The 26234-nt window shown below is 71.3% G+C and carries 24 protein-coding genes; 11 read left to right on the forward strand and 13 right to left on the reverse strand.

Annotation, left to right across the window (positions count from 1 at the left end):
• Positions 1 to 102 precede the first annotated feature (102 nt).
• Positions 103 to 753 (forward strand): GntR family transcriptional regulator, encoded by a 651-nt coding sequence (locus tag QF034_RS20605; RefSeq protein WP_184985938.1) that lies wholly within the window; start codon positions 103 to 105, stop codon positions 751 to 753.
• Positions 750 to 2045, forward strand: a complete 1296-nt coding sequence (locus QF034_RS20610) for an MFS transporter (RefSeq protein WP_307176340.1) — start codon at positions 750 to 752, stop codon at positions 2043 to 2045. The genes QF034_RS20605 and QF034_RS20610 overlap by 4 nt, the downstream gene beginning before the upstream one ends.
• 1 nt (position 2046) lies before the next feature.
• Here the strand turns inward: QF034_RS20610 and QF034_RS20615 are convergent, their stop codons facing one another.
• Positions 2047 to 2790, reverse strand: a complete 744-nt coding sequence (locus tag QF034_RS20615; RefSeq protein ID WP_307176341.1) for a class I SAM-dependent methyltransferase — start codon at positions 2788 to 2790, stop codon at positions 2047 to 2049.
• Between the two features lie 240 nt (positions 2791 to 3030).
• Between QF034_RS20615 and QF034_RS41790 the strand changes: the two genes are divergently transcribed.
• Together QF034_RS41790 and QF034_RS20620 are read left to right on the forward strand one after the other, a co-directional pair.
• Positions 3031 to 3399 (forward strand): hypothetical protein, encoded by a 369-nt coding sequence (locus QF034_RS41790; RefSeq protein ID WP_503167793.1) that lies wholly within the window; start codon positions 3031 to 3033, stop codon positions 3397 to 3399.
• Positions 3359 to 4054 (forward strand): RNA-guided endonuclease TnpB family protein, encoded by a 696-nt coding sequence (locus tag QF034_RS20620; protein WP_503167794.1) that lies wholly within the window; start codon positions 3359 to 3361, stop codon positions 4052 to 4054. The genes QF034_RS41790 and QF034_RS20620 overlap by 41 nt, the downstream gene beginning before the upstream one ends.
• On the opposite strand, the gene QF034_RS20625 is transcribed toward QF034_RS20620, so the two are convergent.
• Complete coding sequence (locus QF034_RS20625; RefSeq protein WP_307176342.1) at positions 4038 to 4862, reverse strand: maleylpyruvate isomerase family mycothiol-dependent enzyme; 825 nt, start codon at positions 4860 to 4862, stop codon at positions 4038 to 4040. The two genes, QF034_RS20620 and QF034_RS20625, sit on opposite strands and share 17 nt — an antisense overlap.
• Before the next feature lie 191 nt (positions 4863 to 5053).
• Here QF034_RS20625 and QF034_RS20630 point away from each other — a divergent pair, with 191 nt between their 5' ends.
• Entirely contained in the window at positions 5054 to 5851 is a 798-nt protein-coding gene (locus tag QF034_RS20630; protein ID WP_307176343.1) for a carbon-nitrogen family hydrolase, read from the forward strand.
• Between the two features lie 10 nt (positions 5852 to 5861).
• Here the strand turns inward: QF034_RS20630 and QF034_RS20635 are convergent, their stop codons facing one another.
• Together QF034_RS20635 and QF034_RS20640 are read right to left on the reverse strand one after the other, a co-directional pair.
• A complete protein-coding gene (locus QF034_RS20635; RefSeq protein WP_307176344.1) occupies positions 5862 to 6353 on the reverse strand; it encodes an LURP-one-related/scramblase family protein in 492 nt (163 codons plus the stop codon).
• Positions 6350 to 7342: a GlxA family transcriptional regulator gene (locus QF034_RS20640; RefSeq protein ID WP_307176345.1), complete on the reverse strand. Its 993-nt coding sequence runs from the start codon at positions 7340 to 7342 to the stop codon at positions 6350 to 6352. The genes QF034_RS20635 and QF034_RS20640 overlap by 4 nt, the downstream gene beginning before the upstream one ends.
• A gap of 52 nt (positions 7343 to 7394) precedes the next feature.
• Between QF034_RS20640 and QF034_RS20645 the strand changes: the two genes are divergently transcribed.
• Positions 7395 to 7820: a cupin domain-containing protein gene (locus tag QF034_RS20645; RefSeq protein WP_307176346.1), complete on the forward strand. Its 426-nt coding sequence runs from the start codon at positions 7395 to 7397 to the stop codon at positions 7818 to 7820.
• Positions 7817 to 9637, forward strand: coding sequence for an NHL domain-containing thioredoxin family protein (locus QF034_RS20650; protein WP_307176347.1), 1821 nt, complete (start codon positions 7817 to 7819; stop codon positions 9635 to 9637). The genes QF034_RS20645 and QF034_RS20650 overlap by 4 nt, the downstream gene beginning before the upstream one ends.
• Here QF034_RS20650 and QF034_RS20655 read toward each other — a convergent pair.
• The 7 genes from QF034_RS20655 to QF034_RS20685 form a co-directional block, all read right to left on the reverse strand.
• A complete protein-coding gene (locus QF034_RS20655; RefSeq protein ID WP_307176348.1) occupies positions 9634 to 11958 on the reverse strand; it encodes a hypothetical protein in 2325 nt (774 codons plus the stop codon). The two genes, QF034_RS20650 and QF034_RS20655, sit on opposite strands and share 4 nt — an antisense overlap.
• A 437-nt stretch (positions 11959 to 12395) precedes the next feature.
• Positions 12396 to 13016 carry a hypothetical protein gene (locus QF034_RS20660; RefSeq protein ID WP_307176349.1) on the reverse strand — a complete coding sequence of 207 codons (621 nt, stop codon included), beginning with the start codon at positions 13014 to 13016 and terminating at the stop codon, positions 12396 to 12398.
• 316 nt (positions 13017 to 13332) lie between these two features.
• Positions 13333 to 13674: a hypothetical protein gene (locus QF034_RS20665; protein ID WP_307176350.1), complete on the reverse strand. Its 342-nt coding sequence runs from the start codon at positions 13672 to 13674 to the stop codon at positions 13333 to 13335.
• Between the two features lie 96 nt (positions 13675 to 13770).
• Entirely contained in the window at positions 13771 to 14019 is a 249-nt protein-coding gene (locus QF034_RS20670; RefSeq protein WP_010032488.1) for a DUF6458 family protein, read from the reverse strand.
• An 86-nt stretch (positions 14020 to 14105) separates the two neighbouring features.
• Positions 14106 to 15404 carry a M18 family aminopeptidase gene (locus tag QF034_RS20675; protein ID WP_307176351.1) on the reverse strand — a complete coding sequence of 433 codons (1299 nt, stop codon included), beginning with the start codon at positions 15402 to 15404 and terminating at the stop codon, positions 14106 to 14108.
• Between the two features lie 76 nt (positions 15405 to 15480).
• On the reverse strand, positions 15481 to 17307 hold the full coding sequence (locus tag QF034_RS20680) for an acyl-CoA dehydrogenase (RefSeq protein WP_307176352.1): 1827 nt from the start codon (positions 17305 to 17307) through the stop codon (positions 15481 to 15483).
• A gap of 134 nt (positions 17308 to 17441) precedes the next feature.
• Positions 17442 to 18254 carry an intradiol ring-cleavage dioxygenase gene (locus QF034_RS20685; RefSeq protein ID WP_307176353.1) on the reverse strand — a complete coding sequence of 271 codons (813 nt, stop codon included), beginning with the start codon at positions 18252 to 18254 and terminating at the stop codon, positions 17442 to 17444.
• Between the two features lie 121 nt (positions 18255 to 18375).
• On the opposite strand from QF034_RS20685, the gene QF034_RS20690 reads away from it, so the two are divergent.
• On the forward strand, positions 18376 to 18840 hold the full coding sequence (locus QF034_RS20690) for an SseB family protein (RefSeq protein ID WP_020270440.1): 465 nt from the start codon (positions 18376 to 18378) through the stop codon (positions 18838 to 18840).
• A gap of 34 nt (positions 18841 to 18874) precedes the next feature.
• On the opposite strand, the gene QF034_RS20695 is transcribed toward QF034_RS20690, so the two are convergent.
• Positions 18875 to 19612, reverse strand: coding sequence for a TetR/AcrR family transcriptional regulator C-terminal domain-containing protein (locus QF034_RS20695; RefSeq protein WP_307176354.1), 738 nt, complete (start codon positions 19610 to 19612; stop codon positions 18875 to 18877).
• 143 nt (positions 19613 to 19755) lie between these two features.
• Here QF034_RS20695 and QF034_RS20700 point away from each other — a divergent pair, with 143 nt between their 5' ends.
• The 3 genes from QF034_RS20700 (at position 19756) to QF034_RS20710 (ending at position 24031) form a co-directional block, all read left to right on the forward strand.
• Positions 19756 to 21264, forward strand: a complete 1509-nt coding sequence (locus QF034_RS20700) for an MFS transporter (RefSeq protein ID WP_307176356.1) — start codon at positions 19756 to 19758, stop codon at positions 21262 to 21264.
• Positions 21265 to 21436: 172 nt separating this feature from the next.
• Positions 21437 to 22414, forward strand: coding sequence for a pirin family protein (locus QF034_RS20705; RefSeq protein WP_307176357.1), 978 nt, complete (start codon positions 21437 to 21439; stop codon positions 22412 to 22414).
• A 606-nt stretch (positions 22415 to 23020) separates the two neighbouring features.
• The gene (locus QF034_RS20710) at positions 23021 to 24031 is read left to right on the forward strand and encodes an AI-2E family transporter (protein WP_307176358.1); all 1011 of its coding nucleotides are present in this window, start codon (positions 23021 to 23023) and stop codon (positions 24029 to 24031) included.
• Here QF034_RS20710 and QF034_RS20715 read toward each other — a convergent pair.
• Positions 23986 to 26124, reverse strand: coding sequence for a SpoIIE family protein phosphatase (locus QF034_RS20715; RefSeq protein WP_307176359.1), 2139 nt, complete (start codon positions 26122 to 26124; stop codon positions 23986 to 23988). The two genes, QF034_RS20710 and QF034_RS20715, sit on opposite strands and share 46 nt — an antisense overlap.
• Positions 26125 to 26234 lie beyond the last annotated feature (110 nt).

Consider the following 26234-nt stretch of genomic DNA (forward strand, 5'->3'; position numbering starts at 1 on the left):
CCTTGCCGAGTGGGACCCCCTGTTTGCCACAGACGTGTGACATTCAGGTCCGCATTCTGGACGAATTCCTTCATGCGTCCCTGTTGTATCTATGCTGTCGGCATGACCTTGGCCGTGAAGCAACCCCCCGCCGCCGACCGCGTCTACACCCACGTCAAGCAGGGCGTGCTGGAGCGTCGTTACGAGGGCGGGACCCTGCTCACGGAGGGCGAGCTGGCCGAGGCCGTCGGGGTTTCGCGCACGCCGGTGCGCGAGGCGCTGCTCCGGCTGGAGGCCGAGGGGCTGATCCGGCTCTACCCGAAGAAGGGCGCCCTCGTCCTGCCGGTCTCCGCGCAGGAGATCGCCGACGTCGTCGAGACGCGGCTGCTCGTCGAGGAGCACGCGGCGCGCAAGGCCGTGCCCGCGCCCGCCGGGCTCATCGAGCGCCTGGAGGAGCTGCTGGCCCGGCAGAAGAAGCAGGCCGCCGCCGGAGACCTCGCCGGGGCCGCCGTCACCGACCGCTGCTTCCACGCCGAGATCGTCCGCAGCGGCGGCAATGAGATCCTCTCCCGGCTCTACGACCAGCTGCGCGACCGTCAGCTGCGGATGGGCGTCGCCGTCATGCACTCCCACCCCGACCGGATCGCCAAGACCCTCGCCGAGCACGAGGAGATCCTCGACGCGCTGCGCGCCGGGGACGCCGAGGCGGCCGTCGGGCTGGTCCACCGGCACGTCGGCTGGTTCTCGCACCTGGCCCGGGGGGAGGTCCGATGACCAGCACGACGCTGCCGGGCGATCCGCCCGGCGGCCGGCGCGCGCTGGCCGTCTGGGGCATCGGCGTCTCGGTCTACTTCGTCGCGGTCATCTTCCGCACGTCCCTGGGCGTCGCCGGCCTCGACGCGGCCGACCGCTTCCACGTCAACGCCTCCGCCCTGTCCACCTTCTCCATCCTCCAGTTGCTGGTCTACGCGGGCATGCAGATACCCGTCGGCCTGCTCGTCGACCGGCTCGGCACCAAGAAGGTGCTGGCCCTCGGGGCGGTGCTGTTCACGGCCGGTCAGCTGGGCTTCGCGTTCTCCCCGTCGTACGGCACGGCGCTCGCCTCCCGGGCGCTGCTCGGCTGCGGTGACGCGCTGACGTTCATCAGCGTGCTGCGGCTCGGCACGCGGTGGTTCCCGGCCCGGCGCGGGCCGCTCGTCGCCCAGTTCGCCGGGCTCGTGGGCATGGCGGGCAACCTCGTCTCCACGCTCGTCCTGGCCCGGCTGCTGCACGGCGTCGGCTGGACGCCGGCCTTCGCGGGCAGCGCGGTCGCCGGGGCCGTGGTGTTCGTCCTGGTGCTGCTGTTCCTCAAGGACCACCCGGAGGGCCACGAGCCGGAGCCGCTCCCGCACCAGGGCGCGGCCTACGTACGGCGGCAGATCGCCGCCGCCTGGCGGGAGCCGGGGACGCGGCTCGGACTGTGGGTGCACTTCACGACCCAGTTCCCGGCGATGGTGTTCCTGCTGCTGTGGGGCCTGCCGTTCCTCGTCGAGGCACAGGGCCTGTCCCGGGCCACGGCCGGCGAACTCCTCACCCTGGTCGTGCTGTCGAACATGGTCGTCGGCCTGGTCTACGGGCAGATCGTCGCCCGGCACCACGGGGCGCGGCTGCCGCTCGCGCTCGGCACGGTCGGGACGACGGCGGCCCTGTGGGCGGCGACGCTGGCCTACCCCGGCCCGCACGCCCCGATGTGGCTGCTGATCGTGCTGTGCACGGTGCTCGGGGCATGCGGGCCCGCGTCGATGCTCGGCTTCGACTTCGCCCGCCCGGCGAACCCGCCCGAGCGGCAGGGCACGGCCTCCGGCATCACCAACATGGGCGGCTTCGTGGCCTCCATGACCACGCTGTTCGCGGTCGGGGTGCTGCTGGACGCCACCGGCGACGACTACACCGTGGCCTTCTCGGCGGTGTTCGTCCTCCAGGCGCTCGGGGTCACGCAGATCCTGCGGCTGCGCAAGCAGGCGGCCCGGCGTGAGCGGGAGCGGCTGGTGGCGAGCCGGGTGGAGATGGTGCACGTGCCGGCCTAGGTCAATGGGCCGCCGCTGGAACGAGGGTGAGGTACGCGAGCCCGAGGACGCCGCGGTAGGTGAGCCAGGCGGCTCGGTGCCGGTCGGCGCGCTCCCGGGTCTCGGCGGCCAGGGGGTGGCCGGGGTGCCGGGCGAGCCACACCTCGGTGTCCGCGAGGTACGCCGACTCGAACTCCTCCCATTCGTCGAGGCTCGCGGTCTCCGTCCACTCCGGCCGGAACCCCGCGTTGACGGCCAGGCCGACGAGGGTGGCGAGGTCGGGGTGGTCGTCGGCCTTCGCGTCCGGCCACATGCGGGCCAGCTCGGCATCGGTCGGGGTGCGGTGCCAGAAGCCCTCGCCGAGGAGGACGCGGCCGTGGTCGGTGACGAGCCTGCGCAGTTCGCCGAGGGCCTGGGGCAGTTTCTTGCCGAGGGCTTGGCTTGCGCCTACGCACAGGACGAGGTCGGCGGGGCCGTGGGGGGTGTCGGTGGCGGACTCTTCGAGGAAACGGACTCGGGTCGTCAGGCCTCGTGTCTCTGCTGCCTTCCGGCCGCGGGCCAGGTCGTCGGTGTTGATGTCGATGCCCGTGCCGGTGGCCTCCGGGGTGGCGGCGAGGATGCGGAGCATGAGCTCGCCCCAGCCGCAGCCGATGTCCAGGACGGTTGCGGGGGTGTTGGCGGTCAGGCGCGTCACGAGCTGGTCGGCCCGTGCTTCGGACAGGGGGCCGTGGAAGGTGAGGCGGGTGTGGCGGGGCGGGATTGTCATGCGCAGGGACGGTACGTGGGGCGGTGGGTGGGCGGCATGGGGTTTTCTCCGCACTGTCCGCTGGTGCCGGGGCCGGGTGGGTGCGCAGCTCGGCGCGGCGGGGTGCCGCTGCGCCCCCTCCCCCGAGCCTCCTTCTCCGCTTGAAGAATTCGAACACACCTGCTCACATCGTGTGCAATTCCAGTTGTATGTGATCTTTCACCGCGAGCGGCTACGGAGCATCCATACCGTTTGTCCAGGATGCGCATCACCCAGGCCAAGCGCACCGAGGAACGGGCCTGGCTGGCCGACGTGTCAGCGGTCGCCCTGCAGCAGTCCCTGCGGGACCTGGACGCCGCCTACAAGAACTTTTTCGACAGTCTCAAGGGCAAGCGGCAGGGCCGGAAGGTCGGGCCGCCCCGCTACAAGTCGAAGAAGGACACCCGGCAGTCGATCCGCCTCACCACCAGCGCCTTCTCCTTACAGGGCGACGGCACGGTGTATGTGGCCAAGGTCGGCAACCTCAAGGTCAAGTGGTCCCGCCGGTTACCGGCCCGAGGTCGAGACCGATGCCGGGATCGACCTGGGGTTGTCCGCCTTCGCTGTCCTGTCCGACGGGCGGAAGACTGACAGCCCTCGTTTCCTGCGCCGGGCTGAGAAGAAACTCAGGCGCCTCGGGCGGGAGCTGTCCCGAAAAGTCAAGGGTTCGAAGAACCGAGCCAAGGCCCGCATCAAGATCGCACGCCAGCACGCCAAGGTGGCCAACCGGCGCCGGGACTGGCACCACAAGGCTTCCACGCGGATCATTCGCGACAACCAAGCGGTGTATGTGGAAGACCTCGCGGTGTCGGGCCTCGGCCGCACCCGGCTCGCCAAGTCCGTGCACGACGCGGGATGGTCCGCATTCGTCGGCATGCTGGAATACAAAGCGGTCAAGCACGGCCGCACCTTCGCCAAGGTGGGTCGGGCCTTCCCGTCCTCTCAGGTCTGCTCGGCCTGCGGGTTCCGGGACGGCCCCAAGCCACTACACGTTCGGCAGTGGACGTGCGGCGGATGCGGCACCGTGCATGACCGTGATCACAACGCAGCTCGCAACGTCCTTTTCGAAGGACGTCGTATCGTCGCCGCCGGACGGGCGGAGACGCTAAACGCCCGTGGAGCGCCGGTAAGACGGGCACACGTGCCCGCACAGCGCGGTGAAGCAGGAAGCCCCCGGAAGGGTCAGCCGAGCCAGGCCGGAATCCCTGGACTTCAGGCCAGGGAGCACGTCAATTCGTCACCGTGAAGTTCCTCAGGATCGCCGTCGTCAGGTCCGGGTCGCCCTCCGTCTTCAGGCGGTCGGAGACCGACTCCGGTGTCACGCGGCCGCAGGCCAGGCGGACGTACGTCTCCCAGTCGAGGGTGAGCGTGGCGGCGGGGCCGAGGGCGGGGGCCGTTTCGAGGGTGCCGCGGCCCTGGATGTCGACGCGGATCGTGCGCAGGAACTCGACGGGGCCGTGGACGTCGAAGACGACGGCCGAGCTGCGCGGTGCCTGCGCGTCCTCGGCGACCACGCGCGGGAGTTCGCCGAGGAGCACGTCGCGGGCGACGTGCGCGCCGGGGGAGTCGAGGTTGCCGGGCCGGCCGAGGGCCGTGCGCAGGTCCTGCTCGTGCACCCACACGTCGAAGGCGTGCCGGCGCATGGACTCCTCCAGGGTCAGCTCCGTGCCGAGCGGGCCGCGCACCTTCGTGCCCGGGTCGCGCGACTCGTTGCGCAGCTGGCGGTTGCGGCGGATGACCACGTACTCCAGCTCGGAGGTCATCTCCGGTGCCGTGTGGTGACGGCGGACGTCGACCTGCATCTCCATGTAGCGCTGGTGGTCGTTCGTCACGTGGAACAGGTCGCGCGGCAGCGTGTGGATGGGGCGCGGGTCGCCCAGCATCTCGCAGTCCAGGCCGATGACATGGGAGACCACGTCCCGCACCGACCACCCGGGGCACGGCGTCCGCCGGTTCCACTCGGCCTCCGCGAGCGGCTGGAGCAGCTCGGATATCGCTTCGATGGAGTGGGTCCAGGCGTCGGCGTAGGGCTGGAGGGTGGGATGCAGACTCACGGAACGGGACCCCTCGGCGGTCGGTGCACGGGCAGGTGGTGGCGGTTGCCAGTGGGAGGTGGCGGCTGTCGGCGGGTGTCTTGGCAGCTAAGTTACGCTGCTGTGAGGCACCCCGGCAGTGCTTTCGTGTGACGATCGTAGGCCCGTGGGGAACCCCATGTGGACGGGTCGAATGCCAGGACGGTGGTAGTGTGCGCGCCTCTGTGATCCAGATCGCCGTAGACGAGGGCGAATCGGTCGAATCGCGCCGTCGGCGGGTGGCCTCGATGGTCCGGGAGCAGGCCGGGGCGGATCTCGTCGTCCTGCCGGAGCTGTGGACCACGGGTGCCTTCGCCTACGAGGCGTTCGGGCAGGAGGCCGAGCCGCTCGAAGGGCCGACGTACGAGGCGATGGCGAAGGCCGCGAGCGACGCGGGTGTGTGGCTGCACGCGGGGTCCATTCCCGAGCGTGATCCGGACGGTCCCCTCTACAACACCTCCCTCGTCTTCTCCCCCTCCGGCGACCTGGCCGCCGCCTACCGCAAGATCCACCGGTTCGGCTTCGACAAGGGCGAGGCCGTGCTGATGGGCGCCGGGTCCGAGCTGGTGACGGTCCGGCTGCCGTCGACCACCCTGGGCCTCGGCACCTGTTACGACCTCCGGTTCCCCGAACTCTTCCGCGGTCTCGTCGACGCCGGTGCCGAGACGCTCGTGGTCCCGGCGGGCTGGCCGGAGCGCCGCCGGTCGCACTGGACGCTGCTGGCTCAGGCGCGGGCGGTCGAGAACCAGTCGTTCGTCGTCGCGTGTGGAACGGCCGGGACGCACGCCGGAGTTCCCCAGGCCGGTCACTCGATCGTGGTCGACCCGTGGGGCGAGGTGCTGGCCGAGGCGGGCGCCGGCGAAGAGGTGCTGACGGTGGAGTTCGACCCGGGCAAGGTCGCGACGACGCGGGAGCAGTTCCCGGCGCTGAAGGACCGGGTGCTGGGGCTCCAGCCTCCTCGCAGGCCCTGAGGTCGCGCCCTCAGCCCTCCCGCTCCTTCTCCGCCAGGTGGATCACGCACACCGCCACCGCGATCAGCAGCGCCGGATCCGCGTCCTCGCGGACGACGTCCACGCCGTAGGTGTCCCGTACGGTCAGCCACCGCCGGGAGACCACCGCCAGCAGCTCCCCGTCGTACTCGACGGCGAACTCCCGGTCGAGGATCTTGCCGCTGACGTCCAGCTCGTTGCCGTCGGCCAGGGACACCCGGTAGTGGTTGCGCAGCAGGGACAGCCGTTTGCGGCGGATCGTCGCCAGCGGCTCGCCGCCCCGCTGGAGCACCATCGTGTCGCGCAGGGCGAGCATCTTCTGGTGGATGTCGACCAGGACGCGCCCCTGGGTGTCCTTCAGCTCCCAGGTGTCCCGCAGGCGCAGTGCCTTGCCGTCGACGAGGAACACCTTGGAGCCGCGGTCGTCCTCGATCCAGTAGTCGTCGCCGAAGCCGAGGAGCCGGTCGTACACGAGGAATCTCATGACACCAGGGCTTCCCCGGCGCCGCTGCCGAAACGCCGCCGATAGGCCGACGGGCTGAGCCCGGTCACCCGCCGCAGCCGGTTCCGCAGGTTGGCGGCCGTGCCGAGCCCGCTGCGGGCCGCCACCACGTCCAGCCGTTCCTCGCCCCGCTCGATGAGCCGGCAGGCCAGTGCCACCCGCTCCCCGGTCAGCCACGCGAGCGGCGTCGTGCCGAGCTGGGCGCGGAAGCGCCGGTGGAGCGTGGCCGGGCTGACACGCGCGCGTGCGGCCAGGTCCGCCACCGTCAGCGGCTCGCCCAGCCGCTCCTGCGCCCATTCCAGCAGGGGTGCCAGGGACTCGTCCCGCACGTCCGGAACCGGCCGCTCCACGAACTGCCGCTGCCCGCCGTCCCGGTGCGCGGCGAACACCAGCCGCCGGGAGACGTGGTTGGCGATCTCGGCGCCGTGATCCCGCCGTACGACGTGCAGGCCCAGGTCCAGCGCCGAGGCGCTGCCGGAGGCGGTCAGGATGTCGCCGTCGTCCACGAACAGCACGTCCGGCTCCAGCCGCACCTCGGGGAACCTCGCCCGGAAGGACTCCGCCCACATCCAGTGGCAGGCCGCGCGCCGCCCGTCCAGCAGCCCGGCCTCCGCCATCGTGAAGGCACCCGAGCAGAACCCGACGAGCCGCGCGCCACGCGCGTGTGCCCGGCGTACGGCGTCCAGGACGCGCGGCGCGCGGGGCGTGCCGGTGTCGGGCCGGTTCGGCACGATCAGGGTGTCCGCCTCTTCGGCGGCCTCCAACCCGGCCACGCCGGTGAGCGTGAAGAAGCCGTCCCGCATCCGCGTGTGCGGCGCTGCGGCGCACAGCCGGAAGTCGTACAGCTCCCGCCCCAGCTCCGGCCTGCGCAGCCCGAAAACCTCGATGGCGCAGCTCATCTCGAAGGGGTTCGAGTTCTCGTCCACCATCAGGACGACCCGGTGCGGGCGGTGCGAGGATCCTTGCGGCATGTGCGATTTCTAGCACTCGCGCGACACGCACGGCACCCCGGAAGATCACCTCATGACCCAGGAACCCGTCTCCCTCGCCCACGCCCTGGCCTCCTTCTCCGAGCAGTGGAGCCCGCGCATCGTCACCGCCGTCAACGACTACGACGTCCGCGTCGCGAAGGTCGAGGGCGAGCACGTCTGGCACGTCCACGACCACACCGACGAGTTCTTCCTCGTCCTCGACGGCGAGCTGCACATCGGCCTGCGCGAGCCGGCCGGTGAGCGCACGATCGTGCTCCCCAGGGGCAGCGTCTTCACCGTCCCGCGCGGCACCGAGCACAAGCCGTACGCCCCCGTGCCGACCGCGATCCTGATGTTCGAACCCACCGGCACCCTCACGGTCGGCGACCGCCACGACGACGTGCCCGAGCACGTGGACGCCACCACCGGCCACGCCCTGGACCGGCTGTCAGTGCCGGATGACACCCTGGACGCATGAACCACTCCGCACCCCGACGGGCCCGCGTCCGCGCCCCCGAGCTGACCGGCAAGGGCGGCTGGCTGAACACGGGCGGGCAGCAGTACACCCTCGCCGACCTGCGAGGACGCATCGTCATCCTGGACTTCTGGACGTTCTGCTGCATCAACTGCCTGCATGTCCTGGACGAGCTGCGCGAGCTGGAGGACAAGCACCGGGACACGGTCGTGGTCATCGGGGTGCACTCGCCGAAGTTCGTGCACGAGGCGGAGCACCGGGCGGTGGTGGACGCCGTCGAGCGGTACGGCGTGGAGCACCCGGTGCTCGACGACCCGGAGCTGGCCACGTGGAAGCAGTACGCCGTGCGCGCCTGGCCGACGCTCGTCGTGATCGACCCCGAGGGGTACGTGGTCGCCCAGCACGCCGGTGAGGGGCATGTGCACGCCATCGAGCGGCTGGTGGCGGAGCTGGAGGCCGAGCACGAGGCCAAGGGGACGCTGCGGCGAGGCGAGGGGCCGTACGTGCCGCCGGAGCCGGAGCCGACGGTGCTCCGGTTCCCGGGGAAGGCGCTGCTGCTGCCGTCGGGCAGCTTCCTGGTGAGCGACACCACCCGGCATCAACTGGTGGAGCTCGCCGAGGACGGGGAGAGCGTCGTACGGCGGATCGGGTCCGGCACGCGCGGGTTCGCCGACGGGCCGGCGGACACGGCCGCCTTCAACGAGCCGCAGGGGCTCGCCCTGCTCGACGACGGGTCGGTGGCCGTCGCCGACACCGTCAACCACGCCCTGCGGCGGCTGGACCTCAGCACCGGCGAGGTCACCACCCTCGCCGGCACGGGCCGGCAGTGGTGGCAGGGCTCCCCCACCTCGGGCCCGGCCCACGAGGTAGACCTCTCCTCCCCGTGGGACGTCGCCCTCTGGCAGGGCAAGGTCTGGATCGCCATGGCCGGTGTCCACCAGCTGTGGGCGTACGACCCGGCCGAGGGCACGGTCTCGGTCACGGCCGGGACGACGAACGAGGGGCTGGTGGACGGCCCGGGGACCGAGGCCTGGTTCGCGCAGCCCTCCGGCCTCGCCGCCACGCCCGACCGCCTCTGGCTCGCCGACTCCGAGACGTCCGCCCTGCGCTGGGTGGACCCGGACGGCTCCGTCCACACCGCCGTCGGTACCGGCCTCTTCGACTTCGGCCACCGGGACGGCACCGCCGAACAGGCCCTGCTCCAGCACCCCCTGGGCGTCACCGCGCTGCCGGACGGGTCCGTCGCCGTCGCCGACACCTACAACCACGCCCTGCGGCGCTACGACCCCGCGACCGGCGAGGTCACCACCCTGGCCACGGACCTGCGCGAGCCCAGCGACGCCGTCCTCGTCGGCGACGACATCGTGGTCGTGGAGTCGGCCCGGCACCGGCTGACCAGGCTGCGGCTGCCGGAAGAGGCGGTGAAGGTGCCCGAGGTCGCCCACCGCACCCAGCGGGAGGCCACCGAAGTCACCCCCGGGCGGCTCCGGTTGGACGTGATCTTCCAGGCCCCGGCGGGCCAGAAGCTCGACACCCGGTACGGCCCCTCCACACGCCTGCTGGTCTCCTCCACCCCGCCGGAGCTGCTGCGCGGCGGCGAGGGCGCGGGGACGGACCTGTCCCGCACCCTCGAACTCGACCCGTCCGTCAGGGAGGGCGTGCTGCACGTCTCGGCGATGGCCGCCTCCTGCGACGACGACCCCGGCAACGCGTACCCGGCCTGTCACGTCCACCAGCAGGACTGGGGCGTCCCCGTCCGCCTCACGGAGACGGGGACGGACCGGCTTCCCCTGGTCCTGGCCGGGATGGACGAGGCCTAGACGGAGCTCACCCCCGCTTCCTCCGTGACCTCCTCGTCCTCCGGCACCGTCTCTTCCCGGGTGGCCTTCCGGCGCAGGTTCTCCACGTCCGTCTGCAGGCCGATGAGGAGCGTGTGGAGCTCGTCCAGGACGCTCACCGGGACGATGGGGGTGTGGTTGCCGACCTCCGGTTCGAGGAGGAGCAGCCGGTCGAGGGAGTCCCGGGCGCCCGTGACGCTCTGCCGCAGGACCTGCCGGTGTTCGGCGGCGCGCTGGCTGGCGGGCCGGTGCACTTCCTGCGGTTGGTCCTCCCGCGGTCGGTCTTCCTGCGGCTGGTCTTCCTGCGGCCGGCCGCCCAGGTCCGGGCCCGGGAGCCAGGCGGCTCGGTGGGTGCCCGCGCCCTTGCTGTCCGTCTCACCCCGGGGCTGGATCACGACGGCCTTGGGAGGGTGCGCCTTGAGGGCTCGCTCAGGGTTGGAAGCCCAGACGACGTCCCACTGGTGCAGCATCACAGGCACACCGTCGGCGTCACGCTCGATCCGGTCGGGACTGTCGAGGTCGACCTTGAAATGGACGTACGGCGTACTGTCCTGCCCTTCGGTCTTCTGCTTGTGGATGAGCTGGCGCATCGTCACCGCGTTCTCCGGCAGGGCGTCGCTGCGGAACCGGTTCGCGGCCAGCGCGAGGGTCCACAGCCCCAGCTCGTTGTGCTGCTGGGACAGGTCCTCGACGACCTGGTTGACATCGGCGCGGAACGGGACGCCGCCCTTCTCCTTGGCGGCCATGAGCGCCGAACCGACGTTCCGGGTGAGGAGTTTGTCGGCGATCAGCGCCACGCCCCCGGCCACGGCCAGGGTGCAGCGCGCGTCGGTGTCACCGGCCAGGGCGGGCTTCACCAGGCTCGTGAAGTCGTCCGTGGGGCGGGGCTCCCACTCCTGGATGACGTCGGAGGTCAGGACACCGCCGTTGTTCCAGGCGTTGCGCGCCTGGGTGGTGACGTGCTTCTTGTACGAGCGCCACGGCAGGTCGATCAGCGGACCGAGCAGTTCCGCGAACCCCTTCAGGCCCATGCGCTTTCCGCCCTTGATGGCCTTGGCCTGATCCTTCAGGGGGTCCAGCAGCTCCGGCCGGGTCAGGGCGTGCACCAGGTAGACGCTGCGCCACAGGGCGGTGCCGGGCGGCTCGCAGCCCGCGTCGGCGGCGAACACCCTCGGGAGCTCCTCCACGGGGATGCGGCCGACGGCCAGACCGTAGACGATCTGCAGATCGTCCTTGGGCACCAGGGAGTCGCCCAGCTGGATCACGCGCTTGAGGGCGCGAGTGGCGACCTCGACGTTCTGGGCGGCCGTGTCCCACTGCTTGAACTCGACGTGCACCGAGGCCAGTACGGAACGGATCGCGTCGTCGAAGATGTCCTCGGCGGCCAGCAGATGCCCGGGGTGCCCCTCCGCCCCGACGGCGATCTGGGCCGGGAGGACGTAGGTCTGGGCGATCTGGGCGGTGCGTGTTCCGGGCTGCTCCTCGGTGATGCCCTGGGCGAACTCCTCCCGCAGCGTCCGGCGCCACTTCTCCCGGTTCGCGGCGAGTCGCTGCCCGAGCGGGCTGCCGCCCTGCGCGGCCGGTGCGGCGGCGTTCTTGCCGAAGAGGGAGTCCACCGCGAGCCCGGCCGTCTCCGCCGCGTCCGCGTCCGGCCCGGCGAGCACGGCCCAGGCACTCGCGAGCCGGGTGATGCCGTCCCGTACGACCAGGGCGTGGAAGGACTCGGTGCCGTCCTCGAAGGCGATCTCGACGGGGTGCGCGATGAGGTTGCGGGTGACCTTGCGGGCCAGGACGGAGGGCGCGTAGCTGTTGAGCGACAGCGTGCCGTGGATGGTCTGCCACACGTGGTTCCGCAGGTGGGCGAGGTCCTGGTAGCGGTAGCGCACGATGGCGCAGGGGCGGTCGGCGTCCGTGATCCCCTGGACCTGGGGGTCCGGGATCTCCATGACCTCCATCCCGGTGCGGGGCTGGATGCCGGGCAGCATCTCGCTGAGGTGGACGCGGGTGACGACCGAGTGCAGGGTCGCGCCGTCGACGTTCTCCACCATCAGCAGTCCGGAGGGCTCCGCGGCGGTGGGCCTCAGCTGCACGGCAACGCCGTCGGGGCTGGTCGTGGCCCGGGCGACGGCTTGCCAGGCGGCTTCCGGCAGCAGCGTCACCGGGTTGGCCCGGCCCGCCTCGACCACCTTCGCGAGGTCCGCGTCCGCGGTGGCGACCGGCAGCTCGGGCTCGACGTTGGACACCAGTACGGATTCGGAACCCCACTGCACGGTGAAGGAGCGGGGGGCGGCATGAACGGGCATGGGTGAGTCCTCCGGGACACGGGAGCGGAAAGGGCGGGCCGGCGGGGCCGGGAGACGGTGAGTGACAGGGGCGGGCGGCGGAGGCCGGCGCCTGGAGGGATCCCCGACGCCGGGCGGTGGCCGGCGGCCGGGGGGTCCGGCGGCGGGTGGCGGATGCCGGGCGGCCGGAAGACTCCGGCGCCGGACGGTCGAAGGCGGCGGCCGGGGAGTTCCGGCGGCGGGTGGCCGAGTCCGGCGGCCGAGGGAACGCCGACGCGGGCCCGGCGCTCGGCCGGTGGAGTTCGATCCGTGGACCCCGGCCTGCGGATTCGGCGGGCGCCGGATCCGGAGGGGCGCCAGGGGGTGTTTCGAAAGTCCCGCACAGCACCCACGGCGCTCGGCACGCCGAGAGCACGCACCGGACACCGCGGGCACCGCACAGGACTTTCGAAACACCCCTAGATCCGCAGGGGACGCAGGGCGTCCGGGAGCAGCTCGGGAAGCCACTCCCACAGGAACCGGCGGTTGTGGAACCGGGCGTGGTGCTGGTAGGCGCAGTACGCGACGAACTCCGCCGCTTCCAGCAGGCCGCCCGCCGCGGCCAGGGCGTACGGCGGGCCCTGGACCAGGTCCGGGGCGGTCGGGGCCGGGCGGGGGGTGAGCTCGTACCACTGGGTGACAGCCGTGCTCGTGCGGATGAGCGCCAGGGCGGCGGAGCCGTCCCCGCGGTGGCGGGACGACAGCCCTGCGAGGAGGGCCCCGGTCGTCGCGGCGGCGCTCATCCCGGCTCCGCGGGCGGTCCCGGCCGTGGTCCCGGGCAACCGGGCGACGACCTCCAGCCCGCGCCGCAGGACATGCCGGTAGCCCCTCTGTTCGGCCCGGTTCGGGCCGCGCTGGGCCGACGTGGGGCGCGGTCTGCCCTGCCCGGCCGCGAGTTTCCTGGCGCGAAGCGTGTCACCGCGTCTGACGTTCAGCGCGGGGTCCGCGTACAGCTCCTCGTGGAACTCGGCCCAGGCACTGACCGGTGCCTTCGACTCCAGGGCCTCATAGGACAGGTGCAGCCACCCGGCGATGGCCATGTCCGGACCGCCGGACAGGGCGGCGACATAGACGCTCCGGGGTGGATTATTCGCATTCGCGAACAAAGGGGATATGTGATCGGTCCCGCCGCCGGCGGCGGGGACGGCAGGGTGCTTCTCGGAAGCGCTCAAGGCTCAACTCCATTGCATGGCAAGGGATGTCAGGGAGCCTCCGCTGCAACGGCGGTGCTCGCGCGTTGCAGGCGCCTCGCTTCGCGCGCTGATAAAACTACTGACCCGATGAGGGCCCACCAAGCTCATTACCGCATCCAGCCGAAACTGATCCATGTTGATCGAAAACGACTGGATCAGGGCATCACGAAATCAACTGGCCGCGCGCCTCGGTGTAGTTGTCGAAGAGTCGGGGCAGCGGGCTCTGGCCGAGCTTGTCGAGGGCGGCGAGGGTCGACGCGACGGTCACGGTCTGGCCGAGGGTGCTGTCCTTCTCGATCACGAACACGAACTCGTTCTCGGACGTCGGCAGCCGCCGGGGCAGCGTGATGAGCCCGAGCTTGTCGAGTTCCTTGGAGATCTCGTCGCAGAGCTCGGCGCTCAGCCGCTGCCGCTCCGGCGCCGCGTACTTCTTGATGAAGCGCATCGAGAGCCGTTTGATGCCGTGATCCACCTCTACGGCGTGCGCGATAACGGTGAAATCCATAACTCAGCACATTACTGAGTTAGTTGCTGAGATGAGTGGGTGTTTCCTCGAAAGCCTTCCCGGGCTCGACGGCCAGGGGTGCGGGCCCTGGTGGCCCTACACCCCGTAACCGTCGCTGTAGCCGTCGCGCGTGTGGTGTCGTCCGTCGTCCACGACCGGCGTCGTGGGCGGCACCACCACACGCCGCCGCCTGGCGATGCTGCTGAACGTCGTGACGCCGATCAGTCCGACGATCATCAGGATGATGCCGACGAGGTCGAGGTTGACCCCCTGCATGTCCCAGTCGGTCGCGAACGTGAGGATGGCTCCCACGGCGATGAGGATGATGCATCCGCCGAGGCCCATGAGTGTCGCCTCCCTGTACGGTCCGGTCGTTCCGGTCCGCACACCGGGTACCCCCGAGGGGAACACCCATGCGGTGTCGGCCTGTTCTACCTCTCCAAGAACGCGGTGAGCGCGTTCGCGAGCAGGAACGGGTCGTCGGCGCCGCACAGTTCGCGTGCGCTGTGCATCGACAGGATGGCCACGCCGATGTCGACGGTCCTGATGCCGTGCCGGGCGGCGGTGATCGGGCCGATCGTGGTGCCGCAGGGCATGGAGTTGTTGGAGACGAAGGACTGGAAGGGCACGTCGGCCGCCTCGCAGGCCGCCGTGAACTCCGCGCGGCCCGAACCGTCCGTGGCGTAGCGGTTGTTGACGTTGACCTTGAGGATCGGGCCGCCGTTGACGAGCGGGTGGTGCGTCGGGTCGTGCCGCTCCGCGTAGTTGGGGTGGACGGCGTGACCCGTGTCGGAGGACAGGCAGACCGTACCGGCGAAGGCGCGGGCCCGGTCCTCGTAGGAGCCGCCGCGCGCGAACACCGAGCGTTCCAGCACGTTGCCGAGGAGCGGCCCGTCCGCGCCCGTGTCGGACTGGGAGCCGTTCTCCTCGTGGTCGAAGGCGGCCAGGACCGGGATGGACGCAGGCTGGGACGCGCCGGAGGCCACGGCCGTGAGGGCCGCCGTGCCGGCGTGCACCGACAGCAGGTTGTCCATGCGCGGGCCGGCCACCAGGTCGAGGTCGCGGCCCAGGTAGGCGGGCGGTTCCACGGAGTGCGTCATCAGATCCCAGCCGGTGACCTCGCCCGCCGGGATGCCGGCCGTGTCCTCCAGGAAGGCGATCAGGTCGCCGTCGCGGACGTCGTGGCCCAGGCCCCAGACCGGCTGCATGTGGCGCTGCTTGTCGAGCTTGAGGCCGTCGGCCGTCACCGAGCGGTCCAGGTGGATGGCGAGCTGCGGGACGCGCAGCAGCGGCCGGTCGACGTTGACCAGGCGGGTCGAGCCGTCGCGCAGGGTGAGCCGGCCCGCGAGGCCCAGGTCGCGGTCCAGCCAGGAGTTGAGCAGCGGCCCGCCGTAGATCTCCACCGCCACCTGGCGCCAGCCGTGCGCCCCGCTGTCGGGGAGCGGCTTGACGCGCAGGTTGGGGGAGTCGGTGTGGGCGCCGACGATCCGGAACGGCGTGTGCGGTGCGGCGCCCTCCGGCACGTACCAGGCGACGATCGCGCCGCCGCGCAGCACGTACTTGCCGCCGCGCGTCCCGTCCCAGGCGTCCGTCTCCGCGACCTGCCTGAAGCCGGCCTTCTCCAGCCGCTCGGCAGCTGTGGCCACGGCGTGGTACGGCGAGGGGCTCGCCGCCAGGAAGGTCATGAGGTCGTCGGTGTGGCCGCGGTCGAAGCGGGCTGCTTGGGTCATGGCTTCACCTTAACGACGGACGAGGGCCCGTTCCCGGCGTAAGGGAACAGGCCCTCGAACAGAGGACGTGAGAGATCTAGAACGCGGCCTCGTCCAGCTCCATCAGGTCCAGCTCGACGCCCTCGGCGACCTTGCGGGCCAGGGTGACGCCCGGCAGGACGTTGGCCGCGAAGAACTTCGCCGCGGCGATCTTGCCGGTGTAGAAGGCCTTGTCCTTGGCGGAGGCGGTCTCCAGCTTCTCGGCGGCGATCGCGGCGCCCTTGAGCAGCAGGTAGCCGACGACGACGTCACCGGAGGCCATCAGCAGGCGGGTGGTGTTGAGCCCGACCTTGTAGATGTTCTTGACGTCCTGCTCGGTGGCCGCGAGGTCGGTCAGCATCAGGCCGACGATGGCCTCCAGCTCGACCGCGGCCTTGGCGAGGTGCTCGCGGGCCCCGGCCAGCTCCTCGCCGCCCGTGCCGAGGGCGAGGAACTTCTTGATGTCCTCGGCGAGGGAGTTCAGCGCGGCGCCCTGGTTGCGGACGATCTTCCGGAAGAAGAAGTCCTGGCCCTGGATCGCCGTGGTGCCCTCGTAGAGGGTGTCGATCTTGGAGTCCCGGATGTACTGCTCGATCGGGTACTCCTGGAGGAAGCCGGAGCCGCCGAAGGTCTGCAGCGACTGGGCGAGCTGCTCGTAGCCCTTCTCGGAGCCGTAGCCCTTGACGATGGGCAGGAGCAGGTCGTTCAGCGCGTGCTCGGTGGAGGCGTCCTCGCCGGCGGCCTCCTTGACCTGGATCGCGTCCTGGATCGAGGCGGTGTACATCACCAGGGCGCGCATGCCCTCCGCGTACGCCTTCTGCGTGATCAGCGCGCGGCGGACGTCCGGGTGGTGGGTGATGGTGACCTTGGGCGCGGTCTTGTCCATGAAGTTGGCCAGGTCCGGGCCCTGGACGCGCTCCTTGGCGTACTCCAGCGCGTTCAGGTAGCCCGTGGACAGCGTGGAGATCGCCTTCGTGCCGACCATCATGCGGGCGAACTCGATGATGCGGAACATCTGGCGGATGCCGTCGTGCTTGTCGCCGATCAGCCAGCCCTTGGCGGGGTGCTGGTCGCCGAAGGTCATCTCGCACGTGTTGGAGGCCTTCAGGCCCATCTTGTGCTCGACGTTCGTGGCGTAGACGCCGTTGCGCTCGCCCAGCTCGCCGGTCTCGAAGTCGAAGAGGTACTTCGGGACGAGGAAGAGGGACAGGCCCTTGGTGCCGGGGCCGGCGCCCTCGGGGCGGGCCAGCACGTAGTGGAGGATGTTCTCCGACATGTCGTGCTCACCGGACGTGATGAAGCGCTTCACGCCCTCGATGTGCCAGGAGCCGTCCTCCTGCTGCACGGCCTTGGTGCGGCCGGCGCCCACGTCGGAGCCCGCGTCGGGCTCGGTGAGCACCATCGTGGAGCCCCACTGCTTCTCCGTGGCGATCTTGGCTATGTGCTTCTGGACCTCGTTGCCCTCCTCGAAGAGGATGCCGGCGAAGGCCGGGCCCGAGGAGTACATCCACACGGCCGGGTTGGCGCCCAGGATGAGCTCGGCGTACGCCCAGATCAGGGAGCGGGGCGCGGTGGTGCCGCCGATCTCCTCGGGCAGGCCGAGACGCCAGTACTCGGAGTCCATGAAGGCCTGGTAGCTCTTCTTGAAGGAGGCCGGGACCGGCGCGGTGTTGGTCTCCGGGTCGAAGACCGGCGGGTTGCGGTCGGCGTCGGCGAAGGACTCGGCCAGCTCGTTCTCCGAGAGGCGGGTCAGCTCCTCCAGGATGCTCTTCGCGGTCTCGACGTCCATCTCCTCGAACGGGCCGGTGCCGTACACCTTGTCGCGCCCGAGTACTTCGAAGAGGTTGAACTCGATGTCGCGGAGATTCGACTTGTAGTGCCCCATGGCGACGGCTCCCGGCTCCCTAGAGAGATCGGCGAGGCACTGGATCCTCGCGCTAGTTCACGTACCAACAAGTAGCTACGATGATGCTACCCGCCAGTAATAAGACGCAACCCCTTCCGGTCATCTGTGACAGGTCACACCGGAACGGTCAGGGCCGCGGTGTAGCCGTCCCCCGTACTCCCCGTCATCGTCGCCAGCTGCCGGTCGTGGCCGTCGCTGAAGATGCCGTCGCCCTCCAGGGAGAGGCCGCTCAGGTTGCGCACGCTCGCGCCGTAGCCGTCCGTGGCGTACACCGCGTCGCAGACGTCCTTCGGGAAGGCGAGCTGTGAGGTGTTCGTGATCGACGTGGCCGCGGTGGCGTCGGCCAGGCTGTCGTAGACCTCGAAGTGGAGGTGCGGCCAGCGGCCCTGGTAGCAGCCGGGGAAGATGCTCGTGAACGTGACCTGGCCCTTGTCGTCCGTCTCCTGGACGCCGCGCAGGTAGTTCTCCTCGGTGACGCCCTCGGAGTAGAGGGAGTAGGCGCCCTCCCGGTCGCAGTGCCACACGTACACGGCGGCGCCCTGCTTCGGGGTGTCGCAGCCGGAGGCCGCGTCCACCACCGTCAGGGTGATCGTCAGGGGGACGCCCTCGGCGGTGCCGCCCGCGGAGTCGCCGAAGCTCCGCGTGATGTCGCCGCGGACGACCCCGCTCTCCTTCAGCACGTTCACGCCGTTCGAGCCGTCACCGGGGAAGGGCCCGGCCGTCTCCTCGGGGATCTCCGCGCACCCGGCGGCTGACGGGGAGGAGGAGGGGGACGGCGTGGTCTTCTCCTCCGCCGTGCAGCCCACCAGCGGGACCATGCCCGCGCCCGCCATCAGCCGGATCATCCGGCGGCGGGCGAGGACGGGCAGGTCGTGGGAGAGGCCGCCGTCGTGCTCGTGCGGGCCTTCGTCATGGCGTCCGTTCATGGTCCGACGCTACGAGCGGCGGGCGCGGCGATCCACGAGCCGGCGCTGTCAAGTCGCTGTCGGTTTGCCGGGCCCGCCGTACCGGCCCGATCGCCCGGCCGCGCTCGGTACTCTTGCGCTCATGTACGGCTACGACCAGACAGCGGGCCCGCAAGGGCAGTACGCCCCTCCGCAGCAGCCGATGTCCGGCGGGTACGGACAGCAGCCGCCGCTGTACCCCGAGCCGTCCCCGCCCTCCCTGACGGACGCGGTGCGCGCGTTCACGACCGGGCAGATGACCGCCGAGGACTTCCAGCAGGTCTTCGCGACGTCGAAGGTCTACTGCCCGCGCGGCGACAACCCCGGCTTCCTCGCCCTGCACAACACCCAGCAGCCGGTGATCCCGATGTTCAGCACGCTCAAGGAGCTGCGCCGGTACGCGGGCAAGGAGTCCAAGTACTTCGTGATCACCGGCGCCGAGGTCCTGGACCTGCTGCCGACCGGCTACGGCTTCGTGCTGGACATGGAGGGCGAGCACCGCATGGTGTTCGACGCGAAGGCCGTCGAGCAGATGGTCGAGTTCGCGATGCGCCGGATGTACGGCTAGACGCCATAGCTTCGGAGGCGGCTGGCCGCCGCCCTCACTTCGGCAGGCGCAGCGCCAAGCCGTCCAGGACGACCTCCAGGCCGTAGGCGAACTTCGTGTCGCGCAGGGCGGCGGGGTCGGTGGTGGCTTCCTCGACCTCCGCGTGCGGAATGGCCAGGTGGGTGTGGTCGGCCGCGGCTCGCTGGGCCGCGGGCATGAGGCGGGCGATGAAGCCGGCCTCGGTCTCGCCGGACCGGGCGACCGTGGTGAGCCAGGCGGCCTCCGCGTTGCTCATGCCCATGACGTACGAGAAGACGGTCTCGATCGCCCGGCTCGGCTCGGGGAACCCCGCCGCGGTGAACAGGGCCGCGAGGCGCTCGGAGAAGCTCATGTAGTTGGGCCCGAGGTAGGCGAGCCCGGCCTGGCCCAGGACCAGGGTCAGCCAGGGGTGCCGTAGGGCCGTCGTACGGAAGGACTCCGCGGCCTCGGTCACCGCCGTGCGCCAGTCGGGGCTGTCGGCCGGCGGGACGTGGATCTCGGCGGCGACCTCGTCCACCGCGAGTTCCATCAGTTCGTCCTTCGTGGCGACGTGCCGGTACAGCGAGGTCGCGCCGGCGTTCAGCCGGGCGCCGAGCTTGCGCATGCTGAGCGCCTCGATGCCGTCCGCGTCGAGCATCGCGACCGCCTCGCGGACGATCGCCTCGCGGCTGAGCGCGGGCTGGTCGGTCCGGCGCTGCTCACGGGCCCACACGGACGGGATCGGGTTCTTGTCCGTCGTCTTGCCCCGGCTCATCGGCTCCTCCTGCTGGATCTCCGGCACCTTCGTGCGAACAGCGTGCGCAGTCAGCGTACAGAACCTCACTGTTGCGCACGCTGTTCCGCTGAGCGTACAGTGTTCGCATCGAAGGAACGGTGTTCGCGGGAGGGGAAACGGACATGGACAGTCGCAATCCACGCCGCTGGTGGATCCTGATCGTGCTGTGCCTGAGCACGCTCGTGCTGGTCGTCGACAACATGGCGCTCACGGTCGCGGTGCCCGCGCTGACCGAGGACATCGGGGCGAGCGCCCAGGACATGCAGTGGATCCTCGACTCCTACACGCTGGTCTTCGCCGGGCTGCTGCTGACCTCGGGGAGCCTCGGGGACCGGTTCGGGCGCCGGAGGGTGATGCTGATCGGACTGCTGCTGTTCGGGGCGGCCTCGCTGGGGGCGGTGTTCTGTGCCACCCCGGGTGAGCTGATCGCGGTGCGGATCGCGATGGGGGTCGGCGGGGCGCTGATCATGCCGTCGACGCTGTCGATCCTGATCACCGTCTTCGACGAGGACGAGCGGCCGAAGGCGATGGCGGCATGGGGTTCGGTGTCGATGCTGGGGCTGGTCGGCAGCCCGGTCCTCGGCGGGGTGCTGATCGACCACTTCGCCTGGCAGGCGATCTTCCTGATCAACGTGCCGATCGTCGGGCTCGCGCTGCTGGCCGGTGTGCTGCTGATGCCGGAGTCGAAGGCGCCGTGGCAGAAGCCGGACCCGCTGGGCGCGGTGCTGTCGGCGGTGGGCATGACGGCCCTCGTGTGGTGGATCATCGAGATTCCGCAGCACGGCGCGTTCGGCGGCCGTTCCCTCCTCGTCCTGGCCGTCGCGGTGGCCGCCCTGGCCGGTTTCGTGGTCTGGGAGAACGTCACCCGCTCGCCGATGGTCCCGCTGGGCCTCTTCAAGCACCGCAACTTCAGCGGGGGTTCGCTCTCCCTGGCGCTCGTCCAGATCGGCAACGCCGGCCTGCTGCTGGTCCTGACCCAGTACCTCCAGTTCGTCCTCGGCTGGTCCGCGGTCAAGGCGGGCCTGGCCTTCCTGCCGCTGGCGGTGGCCGCGCTGGCGGGCAACGCGGCCGGGGCGCAGCTCGCCGTGAAGGCGGGCAACCGGTTCGTCATCCTCGGCGGGATGCTGCTGATGGCCGCCTCCTTCGGGCTGCTGACCACGCTCGGCGCGGACAGCGGCTTCACGGTCCCGGCCGTGGCGCTGGGGATCCTGGGCCTGGGCGCCGGTCTGGCGATGCCGGCCGCGGTGGCCGCCCTGATGGGCACCATCCCTCAGGAGCAGGCCGGCGTCGGCTCGGCCCTCAACGACACGGTCCAGCAGTCCGGCACCGCCCTCGGCATCGCGATCCTCGGCTCGCTGCTCTCCGGCGGCTACGCGGACGAGATGCCGGCCGGTGCTCCCCAGCAGGCCAGGGAGTCCATCGGCGGTGCCCTGGCACTCGCGGGCGGCGACTCGGGCCTGGTGCGGGCGGCCCGGGAGGCCTTCACGGCCTCGATGTCGACGACCTTCACGATCAGCGCGGTCGGTGTCCTGGCCGCGGCGGCCGTGGCCACGGTGGTGATGCGGGACCGCGGGGCCGGGCCCGCCGAGCCCGTCCGGGCGGGGAGCGACGAACCGGAGCTGGTCGCCTGACGCGGACCGTGAGAAGGGCCGGCCCCCCGCTGCGGGGAGCCGGTCTTTCGTCATGGGCCTGTCCCGTGGTTCGCTGCGCCGTCGCCCGGGAATGCCCGCCCGGTTTTCTCCGTTAGGGGTGGCAGAAAGTTCAACGCTCAACTAAACTGGGCGTACACGAGGAGGAACCGACATGCCTGCTGTGACCGTCGAGAACCCGTTGACGCTGCCCCGGGTGACCGCGCCGACCGATGCCGTGGCACGTCCCGTGCTCGCTGTCACGACCGCCCCGAGCGGTTTCGAGGGCGAGGGCTTCCCGGTGCGCCGGGCGTTCGCGGGGATCAACTACCGCCATCTCGACCCGTTCATCATGATGGACCAGATGGGTGAGGTGGAGTACGCGCCGGGCGAGCCCAAGGGCACGCCGTGGCACCCGCACCGCGGCTTCGAGACCGTCACGTACATCATCGACGGGATCTTCGACCACCAGGACTCCAACGGCGGTGGCGGCACCATCACCAACGGGGACACCCAGTGGATGACCGCGGGCTCGGGTCTGCTGCACATCGAGGCACCACCGGAGCATCTCGTCATGTCCGGCGGGCTCTTCCACGGCCTCCAGCTGTGGGTGAACCTCCCCGCCAAGGACAAGATGATGGCCCCGCGCTACCAGGACATCCGCGGCGGCTCGGTCCAGCTGCTCAGCACCCCCGACGGCGGCGCGCTGCTGCGGGTCATCGCCGGTGAGCTGGACGGGCACGCGGGCCCCGGCATCACCCACACCCCGATCACGATGGTCCACGCGACCCTCGCCCCGGGTGCGGAGCTCACCCTGCCGTGGCGCGAGGACTTCAACGGCCTGGCGTACGTCCTGGCGGGCAAGGGCTCGGTCGGTGCTGAGCGCCGTCCGATCCACATGGGCCAGACCGCCGTCTTCGGCGCCGGTTCCTCGCTGACCGTCCGCGCGGACGAGAAGCAGGACTCCCACACGCCGGACCTGGAGGTCGTCCTGCTCGGCGGGCAGCCGATCCGCGAGCCGATGGCCCACTACGGCCCGTTCGTGATGAACACCAAGGAAGAACTCATGCAGGCCTTCGAGGACTTCCAGAAGGGCCGGCTGGGAACGGTCCCGGCGGTCCACGGCATGACGGCGAGCGGCCCTCAGGGCTGACGTCGGGTCGAACGGGGGCGCCGCACGCGCGACGCCCCCATCGGCCCTGATGCCGGGCGGTCTCGGTCCGGGCGGTCTTGCGGCGCGGGGCCTGCGGCTTGGCGGCCGACGCGGATGGCCGGGCCTGCTCGTTCCGGTGGCCGGGTCGGCGGTGGTCCGATCGTTCGGTGGCCGGGTGGCCGGGTGGCCGGGTGGCCGGGTGGCCGGGTGGCCGGGTGGCCGGTGGTCCGGCGATTCGGGGTTCGGGGGCCCGGGGGGCGCGGTCGCCCCGGCGGTTCGGTGGTCCGGCGATTCAGGGTTCGGTGGCCGGGGCGCCCAGGTGGCCCCGTGGTCCCGGTCGCCCGCGGGCGGAGCCCGCGAGGGTCGTGTCGGTGACGGCAGGGCCTGAACCGGCGACCCGGGTCGGTGGTGCTGACGCTTCGTCACCCGGGCGGGCCGTCCTGGCGGGACGGTCCGCTCCCGGCGTGGTCGGGTGGAGGAGTGCAGGACTCCGAACCGACCGCCTCCGGCCCCGGTCCCGCCGCTTCGGGCCCCGGCCCGGGCGCTTCCGGGACCAGGCCGCTTCTCCCGGATCCCCTCCGGCGGCTCGGCGCCTGGTGCGGGCTCGTGCTGCTCGTGTCCGGAGTCGTCTACGTCGGGATCCGGCTGTGCGACGAGTTCCGGACCGCCGTCGTGCCCGTGCTGCTCGCGCTGCTCGGCACGGCCCTGCTCGGGCCCCTGCACCGGCGGCTGGTGAAGGCCGGGGTGCGGCGGTCGGTCGCGGCCGGGCTCACCTGTGTCGCCGTCGTGACCGTGGTCGGCGGCGCCGTCTACATCGTGGTCGCCGCGCTCATCGACACGGGCGACGAGATCGTCGCCTCGCTCAAGGACGCCGCGCGGGGTGTCTCCGCCCACTTCGGGGCGGCCGGGACCTCGCTGGACGACCTGGCCTCCAACGCCCGGGAACTCCTCGGCAAGTTCGGCGGCTCCGCCGCCTCCGGCGTGATCAGCGGGGTCAGCGTGGTCGGCGAGACCATCGCCATGGCCGTGCTCGCGCTGCTGCTCGTCTTCTTCTTCCTGCGCGACTCCGACAAGGCCGCCGGGACGCTGCGGGCCCTGGCCCCGAGCGGCTCGGCCGACACCCTGGAGGCCATGGCACGCCGGGCCTTCCACGCCGTCGAGGGCTTCATGCGCGGCACCACCTTCATCGCGCTCATCGACGCGCTCTGCATCACCGTCGGTCTGCTCGTCCTCGACGTGCCCGGGGCGGCCGGGCTCGGGGCACTGGTCTTCGTCGGGGCCTACATCCCCTACCTCGGCGCCTTCATCTCGGGAGCCGTGGCCGTACTGGTCGCGCTCGCCGACCGGGGGTTCGTCATCGCGCTGTGGGTGCTCGGGGTGGTGCTCGCGGTGCAGGTGCTGGAAGGGCACGTGCTCCAGCCGCTGATCCAGAGCCGGACCGTGCAGATGCACCCGGCGGTGGTGATGGTGGCGATCACGGCCGGGGCGTCGGTCGCCGGAGTGCTCGGCATGCTGCTCGCCGTGCCGCTCACCGCGGCCGCCTTCGGCGTCCTCCAGGAGCTCCGCGGCCGCTACGGCGACCAGGAACCGTCGCCCGAGCCGTCCACGGACTCGTAGAGCTCGAACCAGATGCTCTTGCCCTCGCCGCGCGGATCCACCCCCCAGGCGTGCGCGAGCAGTTCCATCAGCACCAGGCCGCGCCCGGAGGACGCCAGCTCCCCGGGTCTGCGCTTGTGCGGCAGGTCGTCGCCGGTGTCGGTGACCTCGATCCGCAGCCGCCGCTCACCCACCTCGCCGGTGATCTCGGCGACGAGCAGCGCGTCGGAGTCGGTGTGCACGAGGACGTTCGTCAGCAGCTCGGACAGCAGCAGCACCGCCGAGTCGCGCTGGTCGGAGGAGGTCCAGTCGTGCAGCAGCTCGCGCAGTTGCTGCCGGGCCACCGCGATCCGCTCCGGCTCGGCCTGCGCGACCGTCAGCATCGTGCGCCGCACGGGGGCCCGCACGAGCACGGTGTCGCCGCAGCCGCACCCTTCGTCCTCCCGGCTCAGCAACAGCAGCGCGATGTCGTCCTCGCGGCGGTCGATCAGCGGGCCGGTGGTGTGGTGCGACGACGGCCCGTGCACGGCCTGCACCAGGGTGTCGGCGAGTTCCTCCAGATCACCCTTGTGGTCCTCCAGGACCTCGCGCAGCCGCCGCCAGCCCGAGTCCAGGTCGTGTCCGCCGGTCTCGATCAGGCCGTCCGTGCAGATCAGCATGGTCTCGCCGGCCTCCAGGGCGAGCCGGGTCGTGGGGTAGTCGGCGTCCGGGTCGATGCCCAGCGGCAGGCCCCCCGACGTCGGCCGCGTCAGCACCGTGCCGTCGGACATCCGGATCGCCGGGTCCGGATGTCCGGCCCGGGCGATGTCCAGCACGCCGTTCGCCGGATCGACCTCGACGTACACACAGGTCGCGAAGCGCGGGTCGGCAGGGTCCTCGTCGCTGATGCCGTGCAGGAAACGGGACGCGCGGGAGAGGACGGCGTCGGGGCGATGCCCCTCCGAGGCGTAGGCGCGCAGGGCGATGCGGAGCTGGCCCATCAGGCCCGCCGCCCGCACGTCATGCCCCTGGACGTCACCGATGACCAGCGCGAACCGTCCGCTCGGCAGCGGGATCACGTCGTACCAGTCGCCGCCGACCTGGAGACCGCCGCCGGTGGGGACGTAGCGGGCGGCGACGCTCATGCCCGGGATGCGCTGCGGGCCGAGCCTCGGCAGCATCGTGCGCTGGAGCCCGTCGGTCAGCGCCCGCTCGCTCTCGGCCACGCCCGCCCGGGTCAGCGCCTGGGCCAGCATCCGCGCCACGGTAGCCAGCACGGACCGCTCGTCCGGTGTGAAGGCGACCGGGTAGGTGAAGGCCGCCATCCACGCGCCCATCGTGCGGCCGGCCACGGTCAGCGGCAGGAACGCCCAGGACCGGCGGCCGAAGCGCTGGGCGAGCGGCCAGGTCAGCGGGTAGCGGGCCTTGTACTGCTCGGGGGAGGACAGGTACACCGCCCGGCCGGTGCGCACCACCTCGGCGGCCGGGTAGTCGGTGTCCAGCGCCATGTCGGAGAACGGGCTGTCGTCGCCCTGCTGCTGCCCGTGGTGCCCGATGATCGTCAGCCGGTCGCCCTCCACACCGAACACCGCCAGCCCGTCCGGCGAGAACCCGGGCATCGACAGATTGGCCGTGACCCGCAGGACCTCCTGCGTGGAGCGCGCCTCGGCCAGCGCCCGGCCCGCGTCCAGCAGGAACGCCTCCCGGGAGCGCCGCCAGTCGCCGGTGACCGCGCTGCGCCCGGCCGGCGTGCCCGGCGTCGGCTCCGTGACCTCCTGGAGGGTGCCGATCATCCGGTACGCCTTGCGGGCCCGGTCGAAGGACGGCTTGGAGCGGCTGCGGACGACCCGGACGATACGGCCCTGCTCGTCCATGATCCGGATCCGCACCTCGGCGAGGGTGCCCTCGGCGACGGCGAGCTGGATCACGCCGGTGATCTCGTTCCAGTCGACCGGGTGCAGCCGGGCCCGGGCCTGGGCCTCCGTAAGGCTGACCTGCTCGGCGGGCAGCCCGAGCAACCGTGCCGCCTCGGCGTCGACCGTGACCAGCCCGGTGGCGGTGTCCCAGTGCCAGAGGCCGGTCGCGAGGGCTGCGAGAGCCTCCCCCACGGCGGGCAGGGGCTCGCCAGTGCGCATTGGCCTACTTTAAGGAGAGGCCGTTGAACGCTGCCACCGAAGACGGAAGTGTGCTCGATCGTCAACTGAGGAGAGCCGATCTTCGCCTGGCCGGTACGCTGGGGACCAGT

Source organism: Streptomyces africanus, from assembly GCF_030816955.1.
Lineage (GTDB): Bacteria > Actinomycetota > Actinomycetes > Streptomycetales > Streptomycetaceae > Streptomyces > Streptomyces africanus.